Source organism: Rhizobium skierniewicense, from assembly GCF_014196515.1.
Taxonomy (GTDB): domain Bacteria; phylum Pseudomonadota; class Alphaproteobacteria; order Rhizobiales; family Rhizobiaceae; genus Agrobacterium; species Agrobacterium skierniewicense.
Genome location: NZ_JACIDV010000002.1, coordinates 98,108 through 118,300, shown reverse-complemented (window position 1 = coordinate 118,300; position 20,193 = coordinate 98,108). Strand labels below are relative to the sequence as shown.

At 57.1% G+C, this 20,193-nt stretch carries 18 protein-coding genes and 1 tRNA gene; 12 read left to right on the top strand and 7 right to left on the bottom strand.

What is annotated here, in order from left to right:
* Window position 1 precedes the first annotated feature (1 nt).
* From GGQ73_RS03350 to GGQ73_RS03330, 5 genes are all read left to right on the top strand, one after another.
* A complete protein-coding gene (locus GGQ73_RS03350) occupies window positions 2–1,228 on the top strand; it encodes a phage major capsid protein (RefSeq protein ID WP_183893986.1) in 1,227 nt (408 codons plus the stop codon).
* A gap of 88 nt (window positions 1,229–1,316) precedes the next feature.
* Window positions 1,317–1,664, top strand: coding sequence for a gene transfer agent family protein (locus GGQ73_RS03345; protein ID WP_183893984.1), 348 nt, complete (start codon window positions 1,317–1,319; stop codon window positions 1,662–1,664).
* A gap of 7 nt (window positions 1,665–1,671) precedes the next feature.
* Entirely contained in the window at window positions 1,672–2,061 is a 390-nt protein-coding gene (locus GGQ73_RS03340; protein ID WP_183893982.1) for an HK97-gp10 family putative phage morphogenesis protein, read from the top strand.
* Window positions 2,051–4,027 (top strand): phage tail tape measure protein, encoded by a 1,977-nt coding sequence (locus GGQ73_RS03335; RefSeq protein WP_183893980.1) that lies wholly within the window; start codon window positions 2,051–2,053, stop codon window positions 4,025–4,027. Before GGQ73_RS03340 ends, GGQ73_RS03335 begins: the two co-directional genes overlap by 11 nt.
* A gap of 22 nt (window positions 4,028–4,049) precedes the next feature.
* Complete coding sequence (locus GGQ73_RS03330) at window positions 4,050–4,295, top strand: GntR family transcriptional regulator (protein ID WP_183893978.1); 246 nt, start codon at window positions 4,050–4,052, stop codon at window positions 4,293–4,295.
* A 605-nt stretch (window positions 4,296–4,900) separates the two neighbouring features.
* Here the strand turns inward: GGQ73_RS03330 and GGQ73_RS03325 are convergent.
* Window positions 4,901–5,521: an Arc family DNA-binding protein gene (locus GGQ73_RS03325; RefSeq protein WP_183893976.1), complete on the bottom strand. Its 621-nt coding sequence runs from the start codon at window positions 5,519–5,521 to the stop codon at window positions 4,901–4,903.
* 86 nt (window positions 5,522–5,607) lie between these two features.
* On the opposite strand from GGQ73_RS03325, the gene GGQ73_RS03320 reads away from it, so the two are divergent.
* The 5 genes from GGQ73_RS03320 to GGQ73_RS03300 are packed head-to-tail and all read left to right on the top strand — an operon-like array spanning window position 5,608 to window position 7,786.
* Window positions 5,608–5,781: an Arc family DNA-binding protein gene (locus GGQ73_RS03320; RefSeq protein WP_183893974.1), complete on the top strand. Its 174-nt coding sequence runs from the start codon at window positions 5,608–5,610 to the stop codon at window positions 5,779–5,781.
* A 43-nt stretch (window positions 5,782–5,824) separates the two neighbouring features.
* Window positions 5,825–6,163 (top strand): hypothetical protein, encoded by a 339-nt coding sequence (locus tag GGQ73_RS03315; RefSeq protein ID WP_183893972.1) that lies wholly within the window; start codon window positions 5,825–5,827, stop codon window positions 6,161–6,163.
* The gene (locus GGQ73_RS03310) at window positions 6,160–6,429 is read left to right on the top strand and encodes a hypothetical protein (protein WP_183893970.1); all 270 of its coding nucleotides are present in this window, start codon (window positions 6,160–6,162) and stop codon (window positions 6,427–6,429) included. The genes GGQ73_RS03315 and GGQ73_RS03310 overlap by 4 nt, the downstream gene beginning before the upstream one ends.
* Before the next feature lie 35 nt (window positions 6,430–6,464).
* Entirely contained in the window at window positions 6,465–6,704 is a 240-nt protein-coding gene (locus tag GGQ73_RS03305; protein ID WP_234910875.1) for a hypothetical protein, read from the top strand.
* Complete coding sequence (locus GGQ73_RS03300; RefSeq protein WP_183893968.1) at window positions 6,704–7,786, top strand: tyrosine-type recombinase/integrase; 1,083 nt, start codon at window positions 6,704–6,706, stop codon at window positions 7,784–7,786. The genes GGQ73_RS03305 and GGQ73_RS03300 overlap by 1 nt, the downstream gene beginning before the upstream one ends.
* 73 nt (window positions 7,787–7,859) lie before the next feature.
* Here GGQ73_RS03300 and GGQ73_RS03295 read toward each other — a convergent pair.
* A tRNA-Phe gene (locus tag GGQ73_RS03295) sits at window positions 7,860–7,935 on the bottom strand.
* 297 nt (window positions 7,936–8,232) lie between these two features.
* Here GGQ73_RS03295 and GGQ73_RS03290 point away from each other — a divergent pair.
* Window positions 8,233–9,006: a transporter substrate-binding domain-containing protein gene (locus GGQ73_RS03290; RefSeq protein WP_183893966.1), complete on the top strand. Its 774-nt coding sequence runs from the start codon at window positions 8,233–8,235 to the stop codon at window positions 9,004–9,006.
* A 56-nt stretch (window positions 9,007–9,062) separates the two neighbouring features.
* On the opposite strand, the gene GGQ73_RS03285 is transcribed toward GGQ73_RS03290, so the two are convergent.
* The 5 genes from GGQ73_RS03285 to GGQ73_RS03265 all read right to left on the bottom strand — a co-directional run bounded on the left by GGQ73_RS03285 (window position 9,063) and on the right by GGQ73_RS03265 (window position 16,066).
* On the bottom strand, window positions 9,063–9,461 hold the full coding sequence (locus GGQ73_RS03285) for a hypothetical protein (protein ID WP_183893964.1): 399 nt from the start codon (window positions 9,459–9,461) through the stop codon (window positions 9,063–9,065).
* A gap of 178 nt (window positions 9,462–9,639) precedes the next feature.
* Complete coding sequence (locus GGQ73_RS03280; protein ID WP_183893962.1) at window positions 9,640–10,131, bottom strand: histidine kinase; 492 nt, start codon at window positions 10,129–10,131, stop codon at window positions 9,640–9,642.
* Between the two features lie 284 nt (window positions 10,132–10,415).
* On the bottom strand, window positions 10,416–12,632 hold the full coding sequence (locus GGQ73_RS03275) for an FAD-dependent oxidoreductase (protein ID WP_183893960.1): 2,217 nt from the start codon (window positions 12,630–12,632) through the stop codon (window positions 10,416–10,418).
* 174 nt (window positions 12,633–12,806) lie between these two features.
* Window positions 12,807–14,015: an acetyl-CoA C-acetyltransferase gene (locus GGQ73_RS03270; protein WP_174152042.1), complete on the bottom strand. Its 1,209-nt coding sequence runs from the start codon at window positions 14,013–14,015 to the stop codon at window positions 12,807–12,809.
* A gap of 254 nt (window positions 14,016–14,269) precedes the next feature.
* Complete coding sequence (locus tag GGQ73_RS03265) at window positions 14,270–16,066, bottom strand: acyl-CoA dehydrogenase C-terminal domain-containing protein (RefSeq protein WP_183893958.1); 1,797 nt, start codon at window positions 16,064–16,066, stop codon at window positions 14,270–14,272.
* Between the two features lie 362 nt (window positions 16,067–16,428).
* Between GGQ73_RS03265 and GGQ73_RS03260 the strand changes: the two genes are divergently transcribed.
* A complete protein-coding gene (locus GGQ73_RS03260) occupies window positions 16,429–20,163 on the top strand; it encodes a peptidoglycan-binding protein (protein WP_183893956.1) in 3,735 nt (1,244 codons plus the stop codon).
* Window positions 20,164–20,193 lie beyond the last annotated feature (30 nt).

Genomic DNA, 20,193 nt, shown 5'->3' with positions numbered 1-20,193 from the left:
CATGAACATGCATACGAAACGCACCCTCACCGAAAGCGCCGCCCTCCATCTGTTCGACAGTGCGAAAATGCGGACAAAGAGCGAAGGCTCCGACGCGCCGCTAGAACTCCTCGCAAAGCAGTTTGGCGAACACACCGCTGAGGTGATGAAAAAGCTTGGCATTCAGGACGAAAAACTGAAGAAGCTTCACGAAGGGATGAATGAATCGATTGCTACGCTTGAGCAGAAAGCGGCGCGCGCCAATTACGCTGGTGGCGGAAACCATTCTGGCAAGTCAGTTGGCGCAAGCTTCGTCGAGAGCGACGGTTTCGCAAACTTCCTCGACGTGAAAGACCAGAAGAATGCGCGCCCCGGCGAGATGCGCGTGAAGGCATCTATCACCACAGCAACAACGAATGCGGCCGGATCGGCGGGCGCGATGGCTTCCCCGTACAGAGACAGCGTCAATCAATTGCCTCGCACCCGCCTCACCGTCCGCGACCTTCTTACCTCGATCAAGATTGAAGTGGGTTCTGTCGAATACCCGAACATGCTCAATCGCAATTTGAACGCGGGCATGGTCGCAGAAACGGCGACGAAGCCCGAAAGCGATCTCCAGTTCGAACTCAAGACAACGGCCGCGAAGGTAATCGCTCACTGGATGAAGGCGTCACGGCAGGTTCTCGATGATGTCCCGCAGCTTTCCAGCATCATCGACAGCGAACTTCTTTACGGCCTCGCTCTCAAAGAAGAGACTCAGCTCCTGAGCGGTGACGGCACGGGCCAAAATCTGCTCGGAATGATCCCTCAGGCGACGGCTTATGCCGCTCCCATCGTTGTTGCCGGAGCAACGGCGATCGACAATGTTGCCCTCGCCGCGCTGCAAACCTCTCTTGCCCTCTATGAGCCTGATGGCGTCATCGTCAATCCTGCTGACTGGTGGGCCATGCGCCTGACGAAAGACAGTCAGGGCCGTTACATCATGGGAGATCCGCAGTCCGTTGTTCAGCCCGTTCTTTTCGGCCTGCCTGTTGTTTCAACGCCCGCGATCTCCGTGGATAAATTCCTCGTCGGTGCCTTCCGTCAGGCCGCGACCATCTACGACCGCTGGGAAGCGCGCATCGAGGTTGGTTACGTCGATAAGGACTTCATCAACAACATGGTCACCGTTCTTGCCGAAGAACGTCTCGCCTTTGCCGTGAAGAACCCGAAGGCACTGACCTACGGTGATTTCGGTAACGTGACCTGATCGGGCCAATCCCATCCGGTCAGTAAGCGGCTCCCTTTTCTCCTGGGGGAGCCGCCGTTCTTTCACTCAACCTTCAAAGGATCTATCCATGACGCCGCCAAAATCTCTCGGCGAAGTAACTCTGCCATTCGGAGACGGTGAATACACCTTCAATCTCACATGGGAGCTCGCATGCAGTTGGGAGCGTGACAACGGCCGCTCCCTTTTTTCTACCTTCAATCAGATGGTTCAGGCCAGAGCCGCCATGCTAATCGACATTCGGTCTATTTTACACCTCGGCCTTGTTGGTGGCGGCATGACGCCGATCGAGGCGACCAGCAAGGTTAAGACCTGGGTGGAAAACAGGCCGATTGCCGAGAGTATGCCGACCGTTCTCACGGTCGTTGAGTCTTTCCTTTTCGGCACTGACAAAGACGTAGACACAGCCGATGGCTAACAACGGGATGGCCGAATTCAAGCGGCGGCTCCGAAGGCTTCCTAAAACGGTCCTGAAGGAAGTCAACAAAGCGATTGAGAAGGATGCTCAGGAATGGGTTAATCTGTCTCAACGCTTTGTCCCCAAAGATCCGGAGGACGGAACGCCGCTTCATGACAGCATCAGGCACCATGAAACCGAGACGGGTGGACAGGTGGTGCGCGCAGGTGGTGCGACGACGACCAGGCCAAGTGCTGGCGGTAAGTATGATTACGCCTTGGCGGCCGAGTTCGGGACCGTCAAACAAAACGCTCAACCATTTTACTGGCCTGCCTATCGATTGCTGAAAAAGAAGTTCCGAAGCCGTCGCAGCCGTGCGCTCAACAAAGCCGTAAAGGAGTTTAACGATGGCAAATGATGCCGTTCTGTACACGCGCATGGAGGTGCGCCTCGCTGACGCTGAAAAGAAGCTAAAGCGCTTCGAAAGTGGCGTAGACAAGAATATGTCAAATATCGAACGCCGCAGCCGCAGCGCAGCGCGAACCATGGAAACATCGTTCGCTTCCAGCGCGGCAAAGATCGGCGGTGTGTTCAAGAGCTTTGGCGCCGGACTGTTCGCAGGTGTCGCAGCGGGCGGGATAGCCGGGTTAACCTCCGGATTTGTGGCTGCAACGAAAGCCGTGGCCGAGCTGGGGGATCAAGCCAAGATCGCAGGTGTGTCGGTCGAAGCATTTCAAGAGTGGCGTTATGTGGCCGAACAAGCCCGTATTCCGATTGACGCCATCACGGATGGCCTCAAAGAGCTGTCGCTGCGAGCCGACGAGTTTGCCGTGACTGGCAAGGGCAGCGCTGCCGAGGCTTTCCAGCGGCTTGGATTGACACCTCAGGAGGTACAGGAGCGGCTGAAAAATCCGTCTGAGTTCCTCCTGCTACTCGTCGAGAGAACCCGCCAGTTGAAAGACACGGCGGCAGGCGTCCGCATATTTGATGAGCTATTCGGTGGTCAAGGCGGCGAACGAATGGTTGCGCTCATCGAGCAAGGCGAAGCGGGGATTCGGTCGCAGATCACGGCAGCAAATGACCTGGGCATCGTGATTGAGGAAAAGCTCGTAAAGCGCGCCGCTGATCTGGACGCAAAGTTCAACACCATCGTTAACACAGTGGGCCAGAACCTGAAGGGCGCAATTGTTTCCGCTGCAGACTCGCTTGTGGATTTCATCGACGCTTGGCGCTCGGTAGAAAACCAAAATAACACAACGCTCGACAGACGCGCCGCCGAACTGGGGCTTGAACGGCTAGAAATCGAGAACAAGATACTGGCCTCGAAGGAAAGCCAGCGGGAGATTGAACGTGCAGGGATGAGCAATCCCCTGTCTCAGGCAGTCAACAACACCGACTTGCGAGAGCATCAGCAGCGCCTCGAAGATATCGCCAAGGAAGAGCAGAAGATTGTCGAAATCCGAAACTCTCGGCTTCCGGAAGTCTCGAAGCCAACAGACCGGACCTTCACTCCCATCAAGCCGACAGACCCCGGCGAAGAGCGCGGGCGTGAAAGAGCTGCCAATCTAGCCGACAGGGAACGCAAGGCCGTAACCGACCTGATAGCGCAGCTTGATTTCGAATATTCGCTGATCGGCAAGACTGCGGTCCAACAAGAGAAGATGAACGCGCTGAGACAGGCAGGCGCGGCAGCGACCAGCGACGAGCAGCTTTCCATCGCCAACAAGATCGACGCAATCCAGCGGGAGCAGGACGCCACAGACAGGCTTGCAGAAGCCGCACAAGAGGCGCGAGAAGCTGCGAAGGACTTTGCAGGCACGATGGTTGATGGCTTCCTCAACGGCGCTTCGGCAGCGGAATCGTTGGGCAACGCCTTGAAGAGCCTTGCCAGTCGGCTACTCGACAGCGGCTTGAACCAGCTTTTCAGCGGCGGGGGCGGGGGCGGGCTCGGTAGCATATTCAGCATGCTTGGCGGCGGCGGCGGCAAATTTCCCTCCGCGCCTGGCGGTCTGTTTGCAGAGGGGGGCTACACTGGTGACGGTGGTAAATATCAGCCTGCCGGCGTCGTTCATAAGGGCGAATACGTTTTCGACAAGGCGGCTGTCGCGGCCGCTGGCGGTCCCGCCGCAATGGAGGCCATGCGGCGCGGCCTCAAAGGTTACGCCAACGGCGGCGCGGTCGGTGTTTCGGTGCCGTCACTGCCGAGCATGAAGCCACAAGGGCAACAGCCTGTTCAAGTCAGCTTTGCCCCCGTCTACAACGTGCGAGGTAGCGGGCCGGAAATCGAGCAACTCAAGGCGCAGATGGCTAAGGATAGGGCTCAGTTCCCTGGCATCGCAGTCAAGTCGGTTCGTGAAGCTGCGAGACGATCATCGTCACTTTAACTGGTTGTTGGGAGCCTGTTCTATGGTCTATTCTGAACTTGAAAACCGCGCCCTGGTGGCGATCTACACCGAAATCAGCCGCCGTAATTGCTGTGAGCTATCACATGTCGAGGTCGCAGCGCGGGCCGGCGTCAGTCGATCTACCGTTAGAATAGCCGTCAAGAAGGCAGAAAAAGCGGGGGATCTGCTGGTTTTTAGGCGGGTGGGTGAAGGCGACACAAACCATATGCGCCTTCCAAAGGCTCATGTGGCAAAGTTTGCCACTTGAACGTTGCCATGTCGCCAAGTTGGCGACTTGCTGCTGGCCGTTGAAAGAGTCGCCAGATTGGCAACTCTAACCCTCGTCGCCAACTTGGCGATGAGCATGGTGGGGAAATTCCCCAGTTACGTCACGGACAATTTGTCCACCACGTAAGCAACGGACAAATTGTCCAAGGTGAGGGTTCGCCAATTTTGCGAACCCTTTTTCAGTTCACCTAATACATTTTTGGGCCTGTCATCCGATAGAGAGTCTCGCTGTAAGGAAGGCGTAGAATAATCTTTCCCTCATTTGCCACACGCGCGGCCGCCGCACCACGGCAGAACAGGTTCGGTTGTCCCAATCGAGCGCATACCGCGTCAGGACTATCGACAAAGTTCAGGCCGTGTATTCCGATCACTACAGCCGTCACGCCTTTCGGAATAGCGCCTATAGGCTGGATTACGAAGATGCGGACGCCTCCCAGCCATACAGCTAGGCCGATCAGAACGACTATCAGGCCCAAGGGCAACCATATTGATTTCATGAGAATAGCGTCTGCTTGTTTTTAGATGAAGTGACAGAAGGGTGCTGAGTTCCGATAAGTCAGAGGTTATCGGCACTTAGGAATGGGGCTATTTCTTAGGCTTTTGTTTTCTTGGTCGGTTGCCGAGTCTATTCAGTTCGACATCTCCGTCGCGAGCCACAAACATCTTTGCCTCGTTGAGGTTCTTCTTATCCTCGTCCGAAAGGGAATCTTCCCAGTCCGCCGGAACGTCATCGCTGTCGCCGAGCTCTCGATCCAACATCTCCTGCAGGGCATCCATATCGGTAACCGTGTCTGGATTGATGGCAGCGGACAACACAAAATCTGCTGTCTCTTTCAGTCGGCCTTCTGCATCAGAATCCAAAATCGCATGGCAGAGAGCAGCTACAGTATTACTTTGAGAAATCCGGAGGGCGGTCTCGTACTCAAGATTATTTTTCAAAGCTCTCATTTCCGCAATATTGCGAAAGAGCATGTGGCCTGCTTTTTCGAGCATGTGCTGCTTAAAATTGAGCGTATCGATAAATTTCTGGCGCTCCCATATCGTCTCTTCCAAGGTCAGCGTGAGACGCGCAACGATCTCAGCATTCATAGAGCGATTATTCTCAGAGGCCGCTTTGGCAATTTTGTCCTTTAACTCCGGAAGCAAGCGCAATCCAAAGGGTGGAACATTAGAAACTTTTTCGTCGGCGGGCTTTTTGATGCTCATGACTTCACGTTGTAGTTAAAATTTGATTGACGACAATAGCTACAATGTGTAGCGATTACACTGTGTAGTCACCTAAGGAACTTTCAATGAGTGCAATTCCTCCGCTTGGGGTTCGCTTGCCCCAAGACGTCAAAGAAAAAATCAAGGCGTCAGCCCTGCAAAATCGGCGATCGATGAATGCTGAGATCATAGTGGCACTTGAGAGCATATATTCGAGCACAAAAATTCACGAAACGAAAAAAGCCGACGCTACGGCCTGAGAACCAGCGTCGGCTTTTCCTAACCCCTTGGAAAGGTCAATCTATGCCCGCGATACATACAACGAGAATTGCCAGTGGCGCAAGTGCTGCTGAAAAAATTCATGAATGCAGCAAGTTAATGGAAGCGCTCAAGGAACAGCTTCACAGCTTGTATTGCTTCGGAATCATCAACCAAAACCTGATTGATGACGTTCTTTTTAAGTCGTGTGAAATCAACGATCGTCCTGGCTTCTACTATTGCGGGGATGATCAACGCAAAGTTCTAGGCTTCGCCTCCGCCGAGATCTGGGACGCCGCGTTTGAATTGGAAAAGCTCTCAGACGCCTTGCAGGTCAAGCTTATCGATCTGCGGGACTGCTGCCCGGAAGGCGGTTCAGCATGAGCTCCACTGGTCGAAGCGATTTTATGGAAGCTCTCGCAAAAGCTGACCCATTCATTGACATCACAGAGGATCTTTACCGGGTCGACTCATTGCTGCGCGTCGTTTGGTTGGCCCTACAAAGCAAAGATTGGCTTGATGACAGTCACATCGAAAAATGCGCTGAGTGCCTTGATCGAGCCCTTACTGATCTCGCTATTCCCCGCGCGGCCGTCAGCGCCATGGTGGATGATATTCAGGGCAAAGCGAGGGCGGATTTTAATGTCTAATATTGGTGCCGATACGCACAGAAAGGCTCCGTGAAATGGCTGCATCCGCAACATTGAACATTCGGGTTGCGCCTCGGCGTATGCTGACGCTCAGGGAGGCCGCAGACTATTGCGGCCTTCCAGTGAAGCGCTTCCCTGTGGATTGCCACGTGACGCCGATCGCGATGCCTTCCGGTGGCAAGGTCTACGATATGCGCGACCTCGACGACTTCCTCGATGCGCTGAAAGGCGGCGAGGCAGCGGGCGATGACGCTATTATCGCGAGGCTCGGTTGATGGCAGATCGTAAACGCCCAAAGGGCTTCCAGATTTTTCAGGATAAGAAGCCGCCTTTCAAATGGCGCTGCTACCATCGCAAGACTGGCAGCACCATCGACATCGATCAATTCCCACTCTGGACGATGGAGTTTTATGGCGAGTGCTACCGCATCAGCCAGCTCCACGAAAAAAGCAACGCCGTGAAGGCTGGCACCCTCGGCGCTCTCATCACCAAGTACCGCGCCAGTCCAGCATTTCAAACCGAGATCTCGGCCCGCACTCGCTCCGATTATCAGAAATGCTTTGATTACCTCAAAAGCATTGAGAACACGCCGCTTACAGCGTTCAAGCCGCCGCTGATCGTGAAGATCCGCGACAAGGCAGGCGAGAGCAAGGGCCGTAAGTTTGGATCTTATGTCCGGACGGTGCTTTCCCTCTTGTTCGCCTGGGGGAAAGAGCGGGGTGAGGTGAAAGAGAACCCGGCCGCTGGCATCAAGGCCATTAAGCGCCCGAAGAACGCGCCGGAAGCCAACAGGCCATGGATGGACAGCGAACGGGACGCCGTGCTTGCGGCCCTGCCCTCTCACATGCTGCCAGCAGTCACGCTGATGATGTTCTACGGCCTCGATCCGCAGGACGCCATATCCCTGCCCCGCACGGCTATTCGGAAAGGGATGATCGACACCAAGCGTGGCAAGACAGGCGAAGCGGTTCTGTTGCCTCTCCTAGACCCTGTCTCGGCCGCGCTGGACGCTGCGCCGGAACATTCCGCGATGACACTCTGTGCAAACAGCCATGGCAAGCCGTGGACTGTCTCAGGGTTTAGGGCGTCGTGGCGACCTGTTCGGATGGCACTGGAGGAGCAAGGCAGCGTCCAGCCGGGGCTGACCTTGAAGGGTCTGAGGCACACTGTGGCGACCATTCTCCGAGAAATGAACATGGACTACGGGACCATTGCCAACGTCCTTGGCCAGAAGACGGAAGCCATGGCGAAACACTATTCGAGACGAGCGGATATGTCGAAACAGACCAACGCCGCCGTGAAGGATTTCGCCGCCGAAGTGAACAGACGGAAAACGAATTCTGTCAAACCATCTTGAAAATTCTGTCAAACCCGAATTTATAAGGAATAGCTTGAATATGGAAAAAGACAGCAACACCAAGGGGTTAGAATGGTGCCCGAAGGCGGATTTGAACCACCGACACGCGGATTTTCAATCCGCTGCTCTACCAACTGAGCTATTCGGGCACTACAGGCTCTATGAGAACCCTCACTTTTGGTCAGTACCGGAGAAGCAATCTGCCCCGGAAGTGAGCGGGGTTATAGCATCTTGTTCGGCCATGGCAAGCGCTTGACGAAACTTTTTTGACAGTTTTTTCGTCGTTTCTGGCCATGCCCAGATCAACGCAAAAGATAAAACTCTTCGACGAAACACACAATTGGCTTGCGCCCCGTTTTTCGTTGAACAAGAAATGAGGATGGCCTCCGATCGCCCACACGGAACGGCCGTTATTAATTATGACACAGCACAAGGGGAACACATTAATGAAGAAAACTTCATTGCTCGTACTCATCATTGCAACCTTTATGACCACAGCCTCTGCTCATGCGGACGACAGCGCCCTTGCCCTTATCAAGAAGGCAGGTGTTTTGAAAATTGGGACGACCGGCGATTACAAACCCTTCAGTTACAAAAGCCCGAACGGTGAACTGACGGGTGCAGATATCTCCATGGCACAGGAACTGGCGGCATCTCTTAGTGTCGAGCCGGAGTTCGTGCCAACCACATGGAAGACGCTGCTGGAAGACTTCAAGGCCAAAAAATTCGATGTTTTGGTAGGCGGCATAACCGTCGACGCGGCGCGTGCGGAGGTCGGCGATTTTTCGGTGCCAAACGTCAAGGACGGCAAGCGGCCGATCGCCCGGTGCGAAGATCAGACCAAGTATTCAAGCATCGATGCCATCAACCAGCCGTCCACACGCGTCATCGTCAATCCGGGCGGTACGAACGACAAATTTGCCCATGAGCATTTCACCGATGCGAAGATCGCGGTCTTTCCGGACAACCGTGTGATTTTCGATGAAATTGCTGCCAACAGAGCAGATGTGATGGTGACCGACGGCGTAGAAGTCGATCTTCAATCCAAGCTTCATCCCGGTGTACTGTGCCCCACGAAAGTCACGGAGCCTTTCACACACTTCGAAAACGCATATCTCGTGCGAAAAGACCCCGCTTTGAAGGCAGCCGTCGATGATTTCGTCCGAAAGCAACTGGACGATGGCGGCTGGAAAGCGAAACTGGATGCTGCAATGAAATAGGACAAAGGCCCTGCCGGAAGCCGGCAGGGCCTTTGTTTTCCAAACCATGTCTGCCGTTATTTCGAACCGGCAGATAGCCCCAAGGCGAAAGGCACTGCAGCGACGAGCAGCGCCATGATGGGCGAGGACGCAAAGATGCGGCCAGCGATTGATGTGATCGCAACCGAGCGGACGACAGGAAGCCAGTTTGCCACATCGGCCCGGTGGCCGGACGACTGCTTTTGGTGCGCGCGCGCCGATTGAAGTGTCTCGACCTGTTTGCGGAGGGCATCCACGTCACGGCGCAGCGCGGTCAATTCCTCTCTCAAATCAACAGCGCCCGGTTCCTTCCCAGGTGGCTTGGCTCTCATGGCAGGCTTTCTGGGTGTTGTGCTCACATCATCGTCCAGTTCAGAAAGTTCGTCTTCAAGGTCTGATGGTTTGTCGAAACCATGGGAACGTACCGGTGCCCTCATTCACTTCTCCTCTCGCAATTTCGCTTTGCGCCGTCGCGACGTCTCGGCCGGACAGCAGATAGTTAGCAAACGCGGAAATTAGAAAAAGGATGCAGCGTTTCATCCAATCGCCAAAGCAGTTTCAAACGCCAGTCGAGACGGTGGTATCGGCGTGGCACGTGCCGAAGCACAGGGCGGCTTACTTGACGGGTTTAAGCGACTGCAAGATGCCGACCAGTTCCGCGTGATGCGCATCCTGCGTGGCCTTTGTACCCCAATAGGTCACGACCAGCATCTTGCCTTCGCGCGGCGATGCAAAGCCCAAGGACACGTCGACCGGGCCATCCTCATCCTTGCCATCGAACTCGATGCTGCCGAACTGCATGCCGTTGATCTCGACGTCGCCGGAATCAGACTTGGTGCTGGCATCGATCTCCACGCCATTGTCGGTCAGGAACTTGATGGCGTCATCGATGACCTTGTCCATGGTCTTGTCGCTGGCGACATCGATGGAGAAGTAGATCGCGGCATCGGGCGATGTGGCGTCTACGCCGGTTTCGGTTTCCTTCGGCTCCCAGTCATCGGGAATTATGACCGATGCGATAGGCGCTTCGCCGGGAAACTTGAGTGTTTCGGCTTGGGCAAAAAAAGGCGCCAGTACAAAGGCGGCGGCCAACATGGTTCTTTTCATGGAAAAACCCTCTGGAATTGAGGCGCGCAATATCAGTGAGCAATGGTGCCCCAGCCGTTGCTAAAATGGATATAAAGGAAATGTCGTTATTAAGTCATCAGAATAATATCAAGTAATACAGAATGTTGTGGCCAGAGTTAACGCGTCGCGGGCTGGGCACTCCCTGTAACGATCCTCTATAATTTTCAAGTTATACACCGGCACGCAATTACAGATTGGTCTCGAGAGATACCGGCAAAGAAACAGGCCCCGGAGGGCCTGCTGTTGGTTGAGTGATTTTGATCTCAAGCCGCTTTTGCAGCAGAGCCATAGGGATCGAACCGGCCGTAGAAGGTTTCGCCCTTGGTGGCCATGTCTTTCAGCAACGGGGTCGGCTGGAAATGCGGGCCGTAGCTCTGCGCCAGCTTTTCCGCAAGCTCCACGAACGCCTTCACACCCATGCCGTCGATGTAGGACAGTGCTCCGCCGGTGTAGGGCGCAAAGCCAAAGCCGAGGATGGAGCCGACGTCTGCCTCGCGGGGATCGGTGACGATGCCTTCTTCTACCGTGCGGGCCGCTTCCAGGGCGATGGTAACGAGGAAGCGCTGTTTCAGCACCTCCATGTCCACCTCCTCAGGCTTCTTCTGTGCATTGAGGTCCTTGAGGCCACGCCATAGGGACTTCTTGGCAGGCTTTGCCGGGTAGTCGTAGAAGCCCTTGGCGTTCTTGCGGCCAAAGCGGCCCTCGCCTTCCACCATCTTCTTGACCAGTTCCATATGGCGCGGATCGACAGCCTTTTCGCCAAGATCGGCGACGGTGGCTTTGAGGATCTTGTAGGAAAGGTCGATGGCGACTTCATCGTTCAGCGCCAACGGGCCGACCGGCATGCCAGCGAATTTCGCGGCATTTTCGATCATGGCGGCGGGGACACCTTCGATCAGCATGTCGTAGCTTTCGGCCATGTAGCGCAGCACGCAGCGGTTGACGAAGAAGCCACGTGTGTCGTTGACGACGATCGGCGTCTTCTTGATTTTCGCCACATAATCCAGCGCGACCGCCAGTGCCTTATCGCCCGTTTCCTCGCCCATGATAACTTCGGTCAGCATCATCTTTTCGACTGGCGAGAAGAAGTGGATGCCAATGAAATCAATCGGACGCTTGGCGTTTTTCGCCAGGCCGGTGATGGGCAGAGTGGAGGTGTTGGATGCGAAGATCGCGCCTTCCGGCAGTACGGCCTCGACAGCTTCTATCACGGCCTTCTTCACGTCACGATCCTCAAACACGGCTTCGATGACGAGATTTGCGGTCGTGAGCGAGGCGTGATCGGCGCTTGGGGTGATGCGGGCGAGGATGGCGGCACCCTCTTCCTGTGTCATGCGGCCCTTGCCGACGCTATCCTTCACCAACGTTTCGCAGGTGGTCTTGCCCTTCGCGGCGGCCTCGTCGTCACGGTCGATCAGGGTGACATCAAGACCGGCAACGGCGGTGACATAAGCAATCGACGCGCCCATGAAGCCCGCGCCTACGACGCCGACATGTTTGAGATCGCTCTTCGGCTGCCCAACGGGACGGCGCGCGCCTTTGCCCAGTTCCTGCATGGAAATGAACAGCGAGCGGATCATCGCAAACGCTTCTTTCGAGCGCAGGATTTCCGTGAAATAGCGCTGCTCGACCTTCAAGGCCGTGTCGAAGGGCAATTGCAGACCTTCGTAAACGCATTTGAGGATGGCGAGGGCTGCCGGGTAGTTGCCAGCACTTTCGCGGCGCAGAATGGCGGGAGCCGCTGGCCAAAGCTGGGCGGCAGCTGGCGTCCAGATGCCGCCACCGGGGGCCTTGAAGCCTTTTTCATCCCATGGGGCGACGGGCTTCAGGCCATCCTTGATCATCTGTTTGGCGGCAGGGATCAGTTGATCCGGCTCCACCACCTGATGGACGAGGTTCATGGATTTGGCGCGGCTTGCCGTCAGCGACTGGCCTGTTGTCATCATCTGAAGTGCGGATTGCGCATCGGTCAGGCGCGAAACGCGCTGCGTGCCACCAGCACCGGGGAAAATGCCGACCTTGATTTCCGGCAGCGCCAGCTTGACGCTTTTGGCATTGGAGGCAACACGGCCGTGGCAGGCCAGCGACAATTCAAACGCGCCGCCCATGCAGGTGCCGTTGATGGCAGATACCCACGGCCTGCCATTGGTTTCGATCTTGCGAAACAGGCCGTTCATCTTGCCAACCAGATCGAACAGCTTCTTGGATGCCTCCTCCGGGTTCTTCGCTTTTTCCTCGTGGTAGAACGAGAACATGGATTTGATCATCGACAGATCAGCGCCGCCGGAAAAGGTGGCTTTGCCGGATGTAAAGACCACGCCCTTGACGGCACCATCCGCCACCGTTGCGTCAACGATTGCGTTCAGTTCTTCCATGACGTCCGCCGTAAAGACGTTCATGGATTTGTCCGGCATATCCCAGGTCACGAGGGCGATGCCGTCTGCGTCTGTTTCGAGGGTGAAATTTTTATAAGTGCTCATATTGGGATTCCTCTTCCCTGAATTTCTTTACGACAGCCACCGCTCCAAGCAGGTGCGATCTGGCGGGGTTAAGCCCCTCCCCCTTGTGGGGAGGGGTTGGGGAGGGGAATTTGCGGCAAAGACCCCTCCCGCCTGCCGGCCACCCTCCCCACAAGGGGGAGGGTTAAGACCAAATCAAACCCGCTCGATAACCGTTGCCGTGCCCATGCCTGCGCCGATGCACAGCGTGACCAGTGCGGTGTTGAGATCGCGGCGTTCCAGTTCGTCCAGAACCGTGCCGAGGATCATCGCGCCGGTGGCACCCAGCGGGTGGCCCATGGCGATTGCGCCGCCGTTGACGTTCATCTTGTCATGGCTGATGTCGAAGGCCTGGAGATAGCGCAGCACAACGGCGGCGAAGGCTTCGTTAAGTTCGAACAGATCGATATCTGCAATCGACATGCCGGTCTTCGCCAGTAGTTTTTCGGTGACATCGACGGGGCCGGTCAGCATCAGCGCCGGGTCGGAGCCGATATTGGCGAAGGAGCGGATGCGGGCGCGGGGTTTCAGCCCCATGCTCTCGCCGCCCGCCTTGGAACCGACAAGAACGGCGGCAGCGCCATCGACGATACCGGACGAATTGCCCGCATGGTGGACGTAATTGATGCGCTCCACTTCAGGATGCGCCATGATGCCGACAGCTTCGAAACCGCCCATTTCGCCCGGCATCTGGAAGGATGCGTTGAGCGAGGCCAGCGCCTGCATATCGGTGCCGGGGCGCATATGCTCATCGCGGTCGAGGATGGTGATGCCGTTCTGGTCCTTCACCGGAATGACGGAGTTCTTGAAGTAGCCGTTTTCCCAGGCGTGGGCGGCGCGCTTCTGGCTCTCGACAGCGAAAGCATCGACGTCATCGCGGGTGAAGCCGTATTTGGTGGCGATGAGATCGGCCGATACGCCCTGCGGCATGAAATAGGCCGGGAAGCTGACGGACGGGTCCATGTACCAGGCACCGCCGGACATGCCCATGCCGACACGCGACATGCTTTCGACACCGCCTGCGATGACAATCTCATCGGCACCCGCCGCAATCTTACCAGCCGCAAAGTTGATGGCATCCAGACCCGATGCGCAGAAGCGGGAAATCTGCATGCCCGGTGCCTTGGTGGAGTATCCAGCCTCGAAGGCAGCACCCTTGGCGATGACGGCACCCGCATCCATGACCGGATCGACACAGCCCATGATGATGTCATCGACGGTCGCCGTATCAAGCCCGTTGCGGTCGCGGATCGCTTCCAGCGTCTTGGCGGCCAGACGAACGGACGGCACTTCGTGCAGCGAACCATCCTTCTTGCCGCGCCCGCGCGGGGTGCGGACGTGGTCATAAATGTATACGTCAGTCATTTGTTAATCTCCCTGTCGGCGTTTTGGCGCCTTGAAACTTTCGGGTGGCGCAAGGCTACCCCTCACTTGCGATTTCTGAAACTTAGCCGCTGGCTAAGATTTCGAAATCGCTTTTTCTCCCACAAGGGGAGAGATAAGGGTGCCGCGCCCGCTCCGGGTTACCTCTCCCCTTGTGGGAGAGGACACAAAATCAAAGTCTTAGCAAAGCTAAGTCTTAGATTTTGTTGGTGAGGGGTCTTGCCCCTCGCTCACTATCAAAACGCTTCCGCAGCCAGTTCCATCATCGTGTCGGCACCGGCCTCGATGCGGGTCTTGCGCAGCGCCGTCTCCGGCAGAATACGTTCCATGAAGAACTTGGCCGTGACGAGCTTGGTCTTGAGATATTGCTCGTCCGCTGCAGAACCTGAAGACAGTGCGACCTGCGCAGCCTTCGCCATGCGGGCCTGCATGTAACCCAGCACGACGAGGCCGAAGAGGTGCATGTAGTCGGTAGAACCGGCACCGGCATTATCCGGCTTCGCCATGGCATGCTGCATGAACCACATGGTGGCCGCTTGCAGGTCGTTCAGACCTTTCTTGAGGCCCTTGGTGTAGAGCGTAAGGCTCTCGTCTGCGCGGTTTTCCTCGCAGAAATCACCGATTTCCTTAAACAGCGCCATGACGGCACGGCCGCCATTGAGGCCGAGCTTGCGGCCCACCAAATCAAGCGCCTGAATGCCGTTGGCACCTTCATAGATCATGGTGATGCGGGCATCGCGCACATACTGGCTCATGCCGTGTTCTTCGATGTAGCCGTGACCGCCGAAGACCTGTTGTGCCATCACGGCATGGTCAAAGCCCTTGTCGGTCAGCACACCCTTGAGGATCGGCGTGACGAGGCCGAGAATGTCGTCGGCCGCCTGACGTTCCTTCTCATCGGTGGCGCGGTGGGCGATATCCGATTGCAGCGCTGTCCACAAAAGGAACGCACGGCTGGCTTCGTTATAAGCCTTGATGGTCATCAACGTGCGGCGGATATCCGGGTGAACGATGATCGGATCGGCTTTCTTTTCGGGCGCTTTCGCACCGGAGAGAGAGCGGCCCTGAATACGCTCGCGGGCATATTCCACGGCGTTCTGGTAGGCGATCTCGCCGACCGAAAGACCTTGGAGACCAACGCCGAGGCGCGCTTCGTTCATCATCACGAACATGGCCGAAAGGCCCTTGTTCTCGGCGCCGATGAGATAACCGGTCGCATCGTCGTAATTCATGACGCAGGTCGCGTTGCCGTGGATACCCATCTTGTGTTCGAGCGCGCCACAGACGACACCGTTACGTGCACCGACCGAGCCATCGTCGTTGACAAGGAACTTCGGCACGATGAACAACGAAATACCCTTGGTGCCTTCAGGCGCCCCCTCGATCCGGGCAAGAACCAGATGGATGATGTTGCTGGTCATGGAATGTTCGCCAGCGGAGATGAAAATCTTCTGACCGGACAGTTTATATGAGCCATCGCCCTGCGGCACGGCCTTGGTGCGCAGAAGACCCAGATCGGTGCCGCAATGGGGTTCCGTCAGGTTCATGGTGCCAGACCATGTGCCCTCGACCATTTTCGGCAGGTAGGTCTGCTTCTGTTCCTCGGAGCCATGCGCCAGAACCGCCGCAATCGCCCCCTGCGTCAGGCCAGGATACATCATCAGCGACAGGTTGGCCGACGACATATATTCGCCGATGGCCGCATGCAACGTGTAAGGAAGCCCCTGCCCACCATATTCAGGCGGAACGGCCAAGCCGGTCCAACCACCTTCACAATAGGCGTCGTAGGCCTCCTTGAAGCCGTCAGGTACGGTAACCGAACCATCGGCGCTTCGCTGACAGCCCTGCTGGTCACCAGACAGGTTCAGCGGGAAGAGCTGCTCTTCGGCCACTTTTGCAGCCTCACCCGTGATCGCTTCGATCATGTCAGGCGTTGCGTCCTCAAAACCGGGCAGATTGTTGTAGCGCTCGATGCCGAGCACGTCATTGAGAATGAAAAGCGTATCTTGAACAGGGGCCTTGTAAACAGGCATTACCGATGATCCTCCGCATCGTTTACCGGACCACTCCGGCGTCAACATGATGGTCACAATATTTGACGTGCGCGTAAACGTCAAATGACATTCGTGAGAAATCTGGCAGCGATTTCAAGCTTGCGCGAAGCTTGCGTGACTGCGGTTAATCAGTGGTTTCGTTCACCTTCATGAAGAAAGCGTTAAAACAGTAATTGCTAATTCATTATTTGTTAACCATATTCCGGCCATTGTAGCTTTCGGCGGAACTGCTTCGCGTCCTGAAGAACCCTCCGTCACCCGACTATTTAAAAAAACCTCCGTTCCACACCCCATTTTGTGGCCGGGATAGAAAAAAACAGGGCAACGAAGCGAGCAGGAAGATGAACGGATTGCGATCGAATTCCCCTCAGCACAGCGACAGATCGTCTCTGGATGCGCTCAATCGCACCATCGAGGGGCTGGAAGCCCGGATTGACGATCTTCTTGGCGCAACCGCGACCCGCCCTTCATATGATAATCAAACGACGCGCATCGAAAACGAACGGCCGATCCCTCAGTCCCGCCCGACCAGAGAACCGACCTCCAGTCGTTTCGATCCCGTCCATGAAATCCGCCAGCGCCAACAGGCGCTCGATGCCCGTTGGGAGCGCCAGAAAACCGAATCGCCACGCGCGGAGACCGTGCTCGAGCGCGATCTGGACCGCCGTTATGTCGAGCGTGACTACCGCACCTCGACCGCTATTCCTCCGGCACGTCCGCGCCCCACTGCCCGCTTCGAACGCACCGCTCCTGCCCCGCAACCCCCTGCCCCCCAACAAGGCGACGCGGCGCTGCGCGAGGTCGCAGAAGCGCTGGTCAGCCTGCGCCAGGAATTGAAGCACGAGATCACCGAAGGTGTCGCCCGCGAAATGCAGGGCGTGCGCTCTGAACTGCGCAACATCCGGTCGTTTGCCGAAGATCAGCATTTCGCCGAAGACATTCGCGAGGACGTCGCACGTCTGGCTGCCAGCATCGAGCGCATGGGCGCAAGCGCATCGCCAGACGCCGAAGCGCTGCGCAGCGAATTCGAAGAACTGCGTGTCCTGATGGACCAGGTCGCCCGTGAAGACAGCGTGCACCGGATCGAGCGTCGCTGGGAAACGGTCGAGGACACGTTGCGTGGCTTTGATCCTGCGCCGCTCCAGGAAGAAGTCATCGGACTGGCCTATCGTCTGGACGACATCAAGACACAGCTCGCCTCCATGAACGGCAGCGCGCCGGTCCGCGCGCTGGAAGAAAAGCTTCTGACGATTGCCAGCGCTGTCGAGCATCTGGGCAAGCACATCCAGCCCAACGACCGCATGTTCTCCGAGCATTTCTCTGGCCTCGACCAGCGTCTGGACGAAATCAGCCGCGCCATCGCTGCTGCCGGAAACAGACCAGCCCCTGCTTTCGACCCTGCAGTTGCAGAGCGGCTGGAAAACCGTTTGAGCGCACTGTCGTCGCAAATCGATACGCTGAAGGATGTTTCCGAGGCGCAGAACAAGCCATCGGACGCGTTGGGTGCGCGTCTCGATGCGCTGACGACCCGCATTGAAGAGCTTTCGACCGAACGCAGCGTTTCTGAACTTGGTGAGCGGCTGGATCAGCTTTCCAAGATGATGGAGCGCTCGCAACGCCCATCCAGCCAGCCGGAACTGACATCTGCCCTCACAGATATTTCCCGCAAGATCGACGAGCTTGGCGAAGGCGCCGTCAACGACAAGCTGGCTGAACGGCTGGAGAAAATCGCACGCCGGATCGAGGAAATCGAAGCCAGGCCTGCACAGGCGAAGGCTGCGTCTTACGAGACCGCATTCAAGCGTCTGGAAGACCGCCTGAGCGATATTGCCGCCAAACTGGATGAGACGAAAACGCCGGTTGCGAGCGAAGCCGCTGGCATGTCGCCGGAACTCGATCAGCGCATGTCGGCGATCGAAGAGTACATGGCGTCCAGCGATGAGTACATCATCGAAGCGGCCCGCCAAGCGGCCGAAGCCGTTCTGGAAGCGCACACGCGCAACAATCTGGCCCAGACAGCCAGCAGTTCCGACATCGCCATTCTCACCGAACTTGCCAATGATTTGCGCAAGCTTGAAGGCTTGAGCCGCAACACTGAAGAGCGCACGCACCGCACCTTCGAGGCACTGCATGAAACGCTGGTGCAGATTGCCGGTCGTCTCGATAATCTCGACAATCGCAATGCACCGCGCGCTGTCGTTTCTGCCAATGGCGAGAATGACTGGGCGGACTACGATGGTGCGCGCATGCCTGCCGCCAGTTTTCCCGAAGACGGGTTGATCGGCAAGCAGGACCGGGCATCGTTCGAAACCGAAATCTCTCGCCAACTCGACGCCGATATGGCGACGGATACGCTGGTTCCGCCTGAGGCCGCGAAGCCCGTGGCACAGGAAAAGCGCGGCCTGCTGTCCAGCCTGACCAGTCGTTTCAAATCCAGCGCTGCCAAGAGCGACGAGGCTCCACAAGCGCAGGCTCCCGCCCGCACGCAGATTGATCCCACACCCGCGCTGGATCCGGTCGAAACCTTGCAGTCGGACATCGAGACAGAATTGCTGGAGCCAGGCTCCGGTGCGCCTGATATCAAGAAGATTCTCGAACGCGTCCGTGCCAGCCAGACGGCTGCTGCACGCGCAGGCGCAGGCGACACAGACAACCGAGCCGACTTCATTGCCGCCGCCCGTCGTGCAGCCCAGGCCGCTGCGCAGGAAAGCGTTCCCGATAAGGGCCTGTCTTCGCGGGCTCAGCGTGCGACGACCGGTGAAGAGCAGGGCTCTGCCCTGTCACGCTATCGTCGTCCGCTGTTGCTCGGCATTGGTGCCATTCTTCTTGCGATGATGGCAATGCCCGCCATCAAATCGCTGATTGGAAACGAGCCCGCTTCCATCTCAGTGGAACCGACGTCGGTCACGCCCAAAGCCACAGAGCCTACCATTTCTGCCGTACCGGCTGCTCCTGCCGACGTTCGCCCAGCTGTCACCATTCCATCCGACGCCATGATCGATGAGAATGTAAAGGCGGCCGCTGAGCGCATGCAGGTCGGCGCCGACGCCAAGACGGACCAGATCGACCCGCGCCCGATTGGCGGCTCGCCTCTTCCCGAGGAAGCGCCAGCGGTGCAAGCGCCCGCACCAGAACCCGGCGCTGAAATTGCACAGCAAGCCCCTGCCGCGGCGCCGGTTGACGAGGTTCAACAGCAAATCCTGGCAGCAGCCGATACGATTGCAGTGCCATCGGACATCAAACCTGCGTCGCTTTCCGAAGCGGCTGCCAAGGGTGATCGTCAGGCCCTGTTTGAAGTCGGTGCGCGTTACACAGACGGTCGCGGCGTTGCCGCCGATCGTTCTGAAGCTGCAAAGTGGTACAAGCTTTCCGCCGACCGTGGTTTTGCGCCCGCGCAATACCGCCTTGGCAATATGTATGAGAAGGCGAACGGCGTAGAGCGTAACCTTCCTGAGGCGAAGCGCTACTATCAGATGGCGGCAGATCAGGGCAACGCTGGCGCCATGCACAATCTGGCCGTTCTGCTTGCCTCCGATGCTGCCGGTGCTCCGGACTTCAAGGCCGCGGGCGACTGGTTCATCAAGGCATCCAATCTCGGTGTCCGCGATAGCCAGTTCAACCTGGCCATTCTTTACGCACGCGGCAGCGGCGTTCCGCAGAGCCTGGAAGAATCCTACAAGTGGTTTGCTATTGCCGCTCGTGATGGTGATGCCGATGCCGGACAGAAGCGCGACGACGTAGCCAAGGCCATGCGACCGGAACAACTGGCCAGCGCCAAGGCGAAAGTCGAAACCTGGCAGGCAACGCCCATGGACGATGACGCCAACTCGGTGAACCTGCCAGCCGAATGGACAGGCGGCGAAGAGGTCAAGACATCGTCTGTCGATATGCAAAAGGCGATCCGCAACATTCAGGCCATTCTCAACAACAATGGCTTCAAGGCGGGTGAACCGGACGGCAAGCTGGGTCGCGCCACCGTGGCGGCCATCAAGAACTTCCAGAAGTCCGTCGGACAGACGCCGGATGGCCGCATCACCGATGAACTGGTGACCGCGTTGCTGGCCCGCAACAAGTAATTCCGGCCTGTGCCAATCTTTTCAAATTAT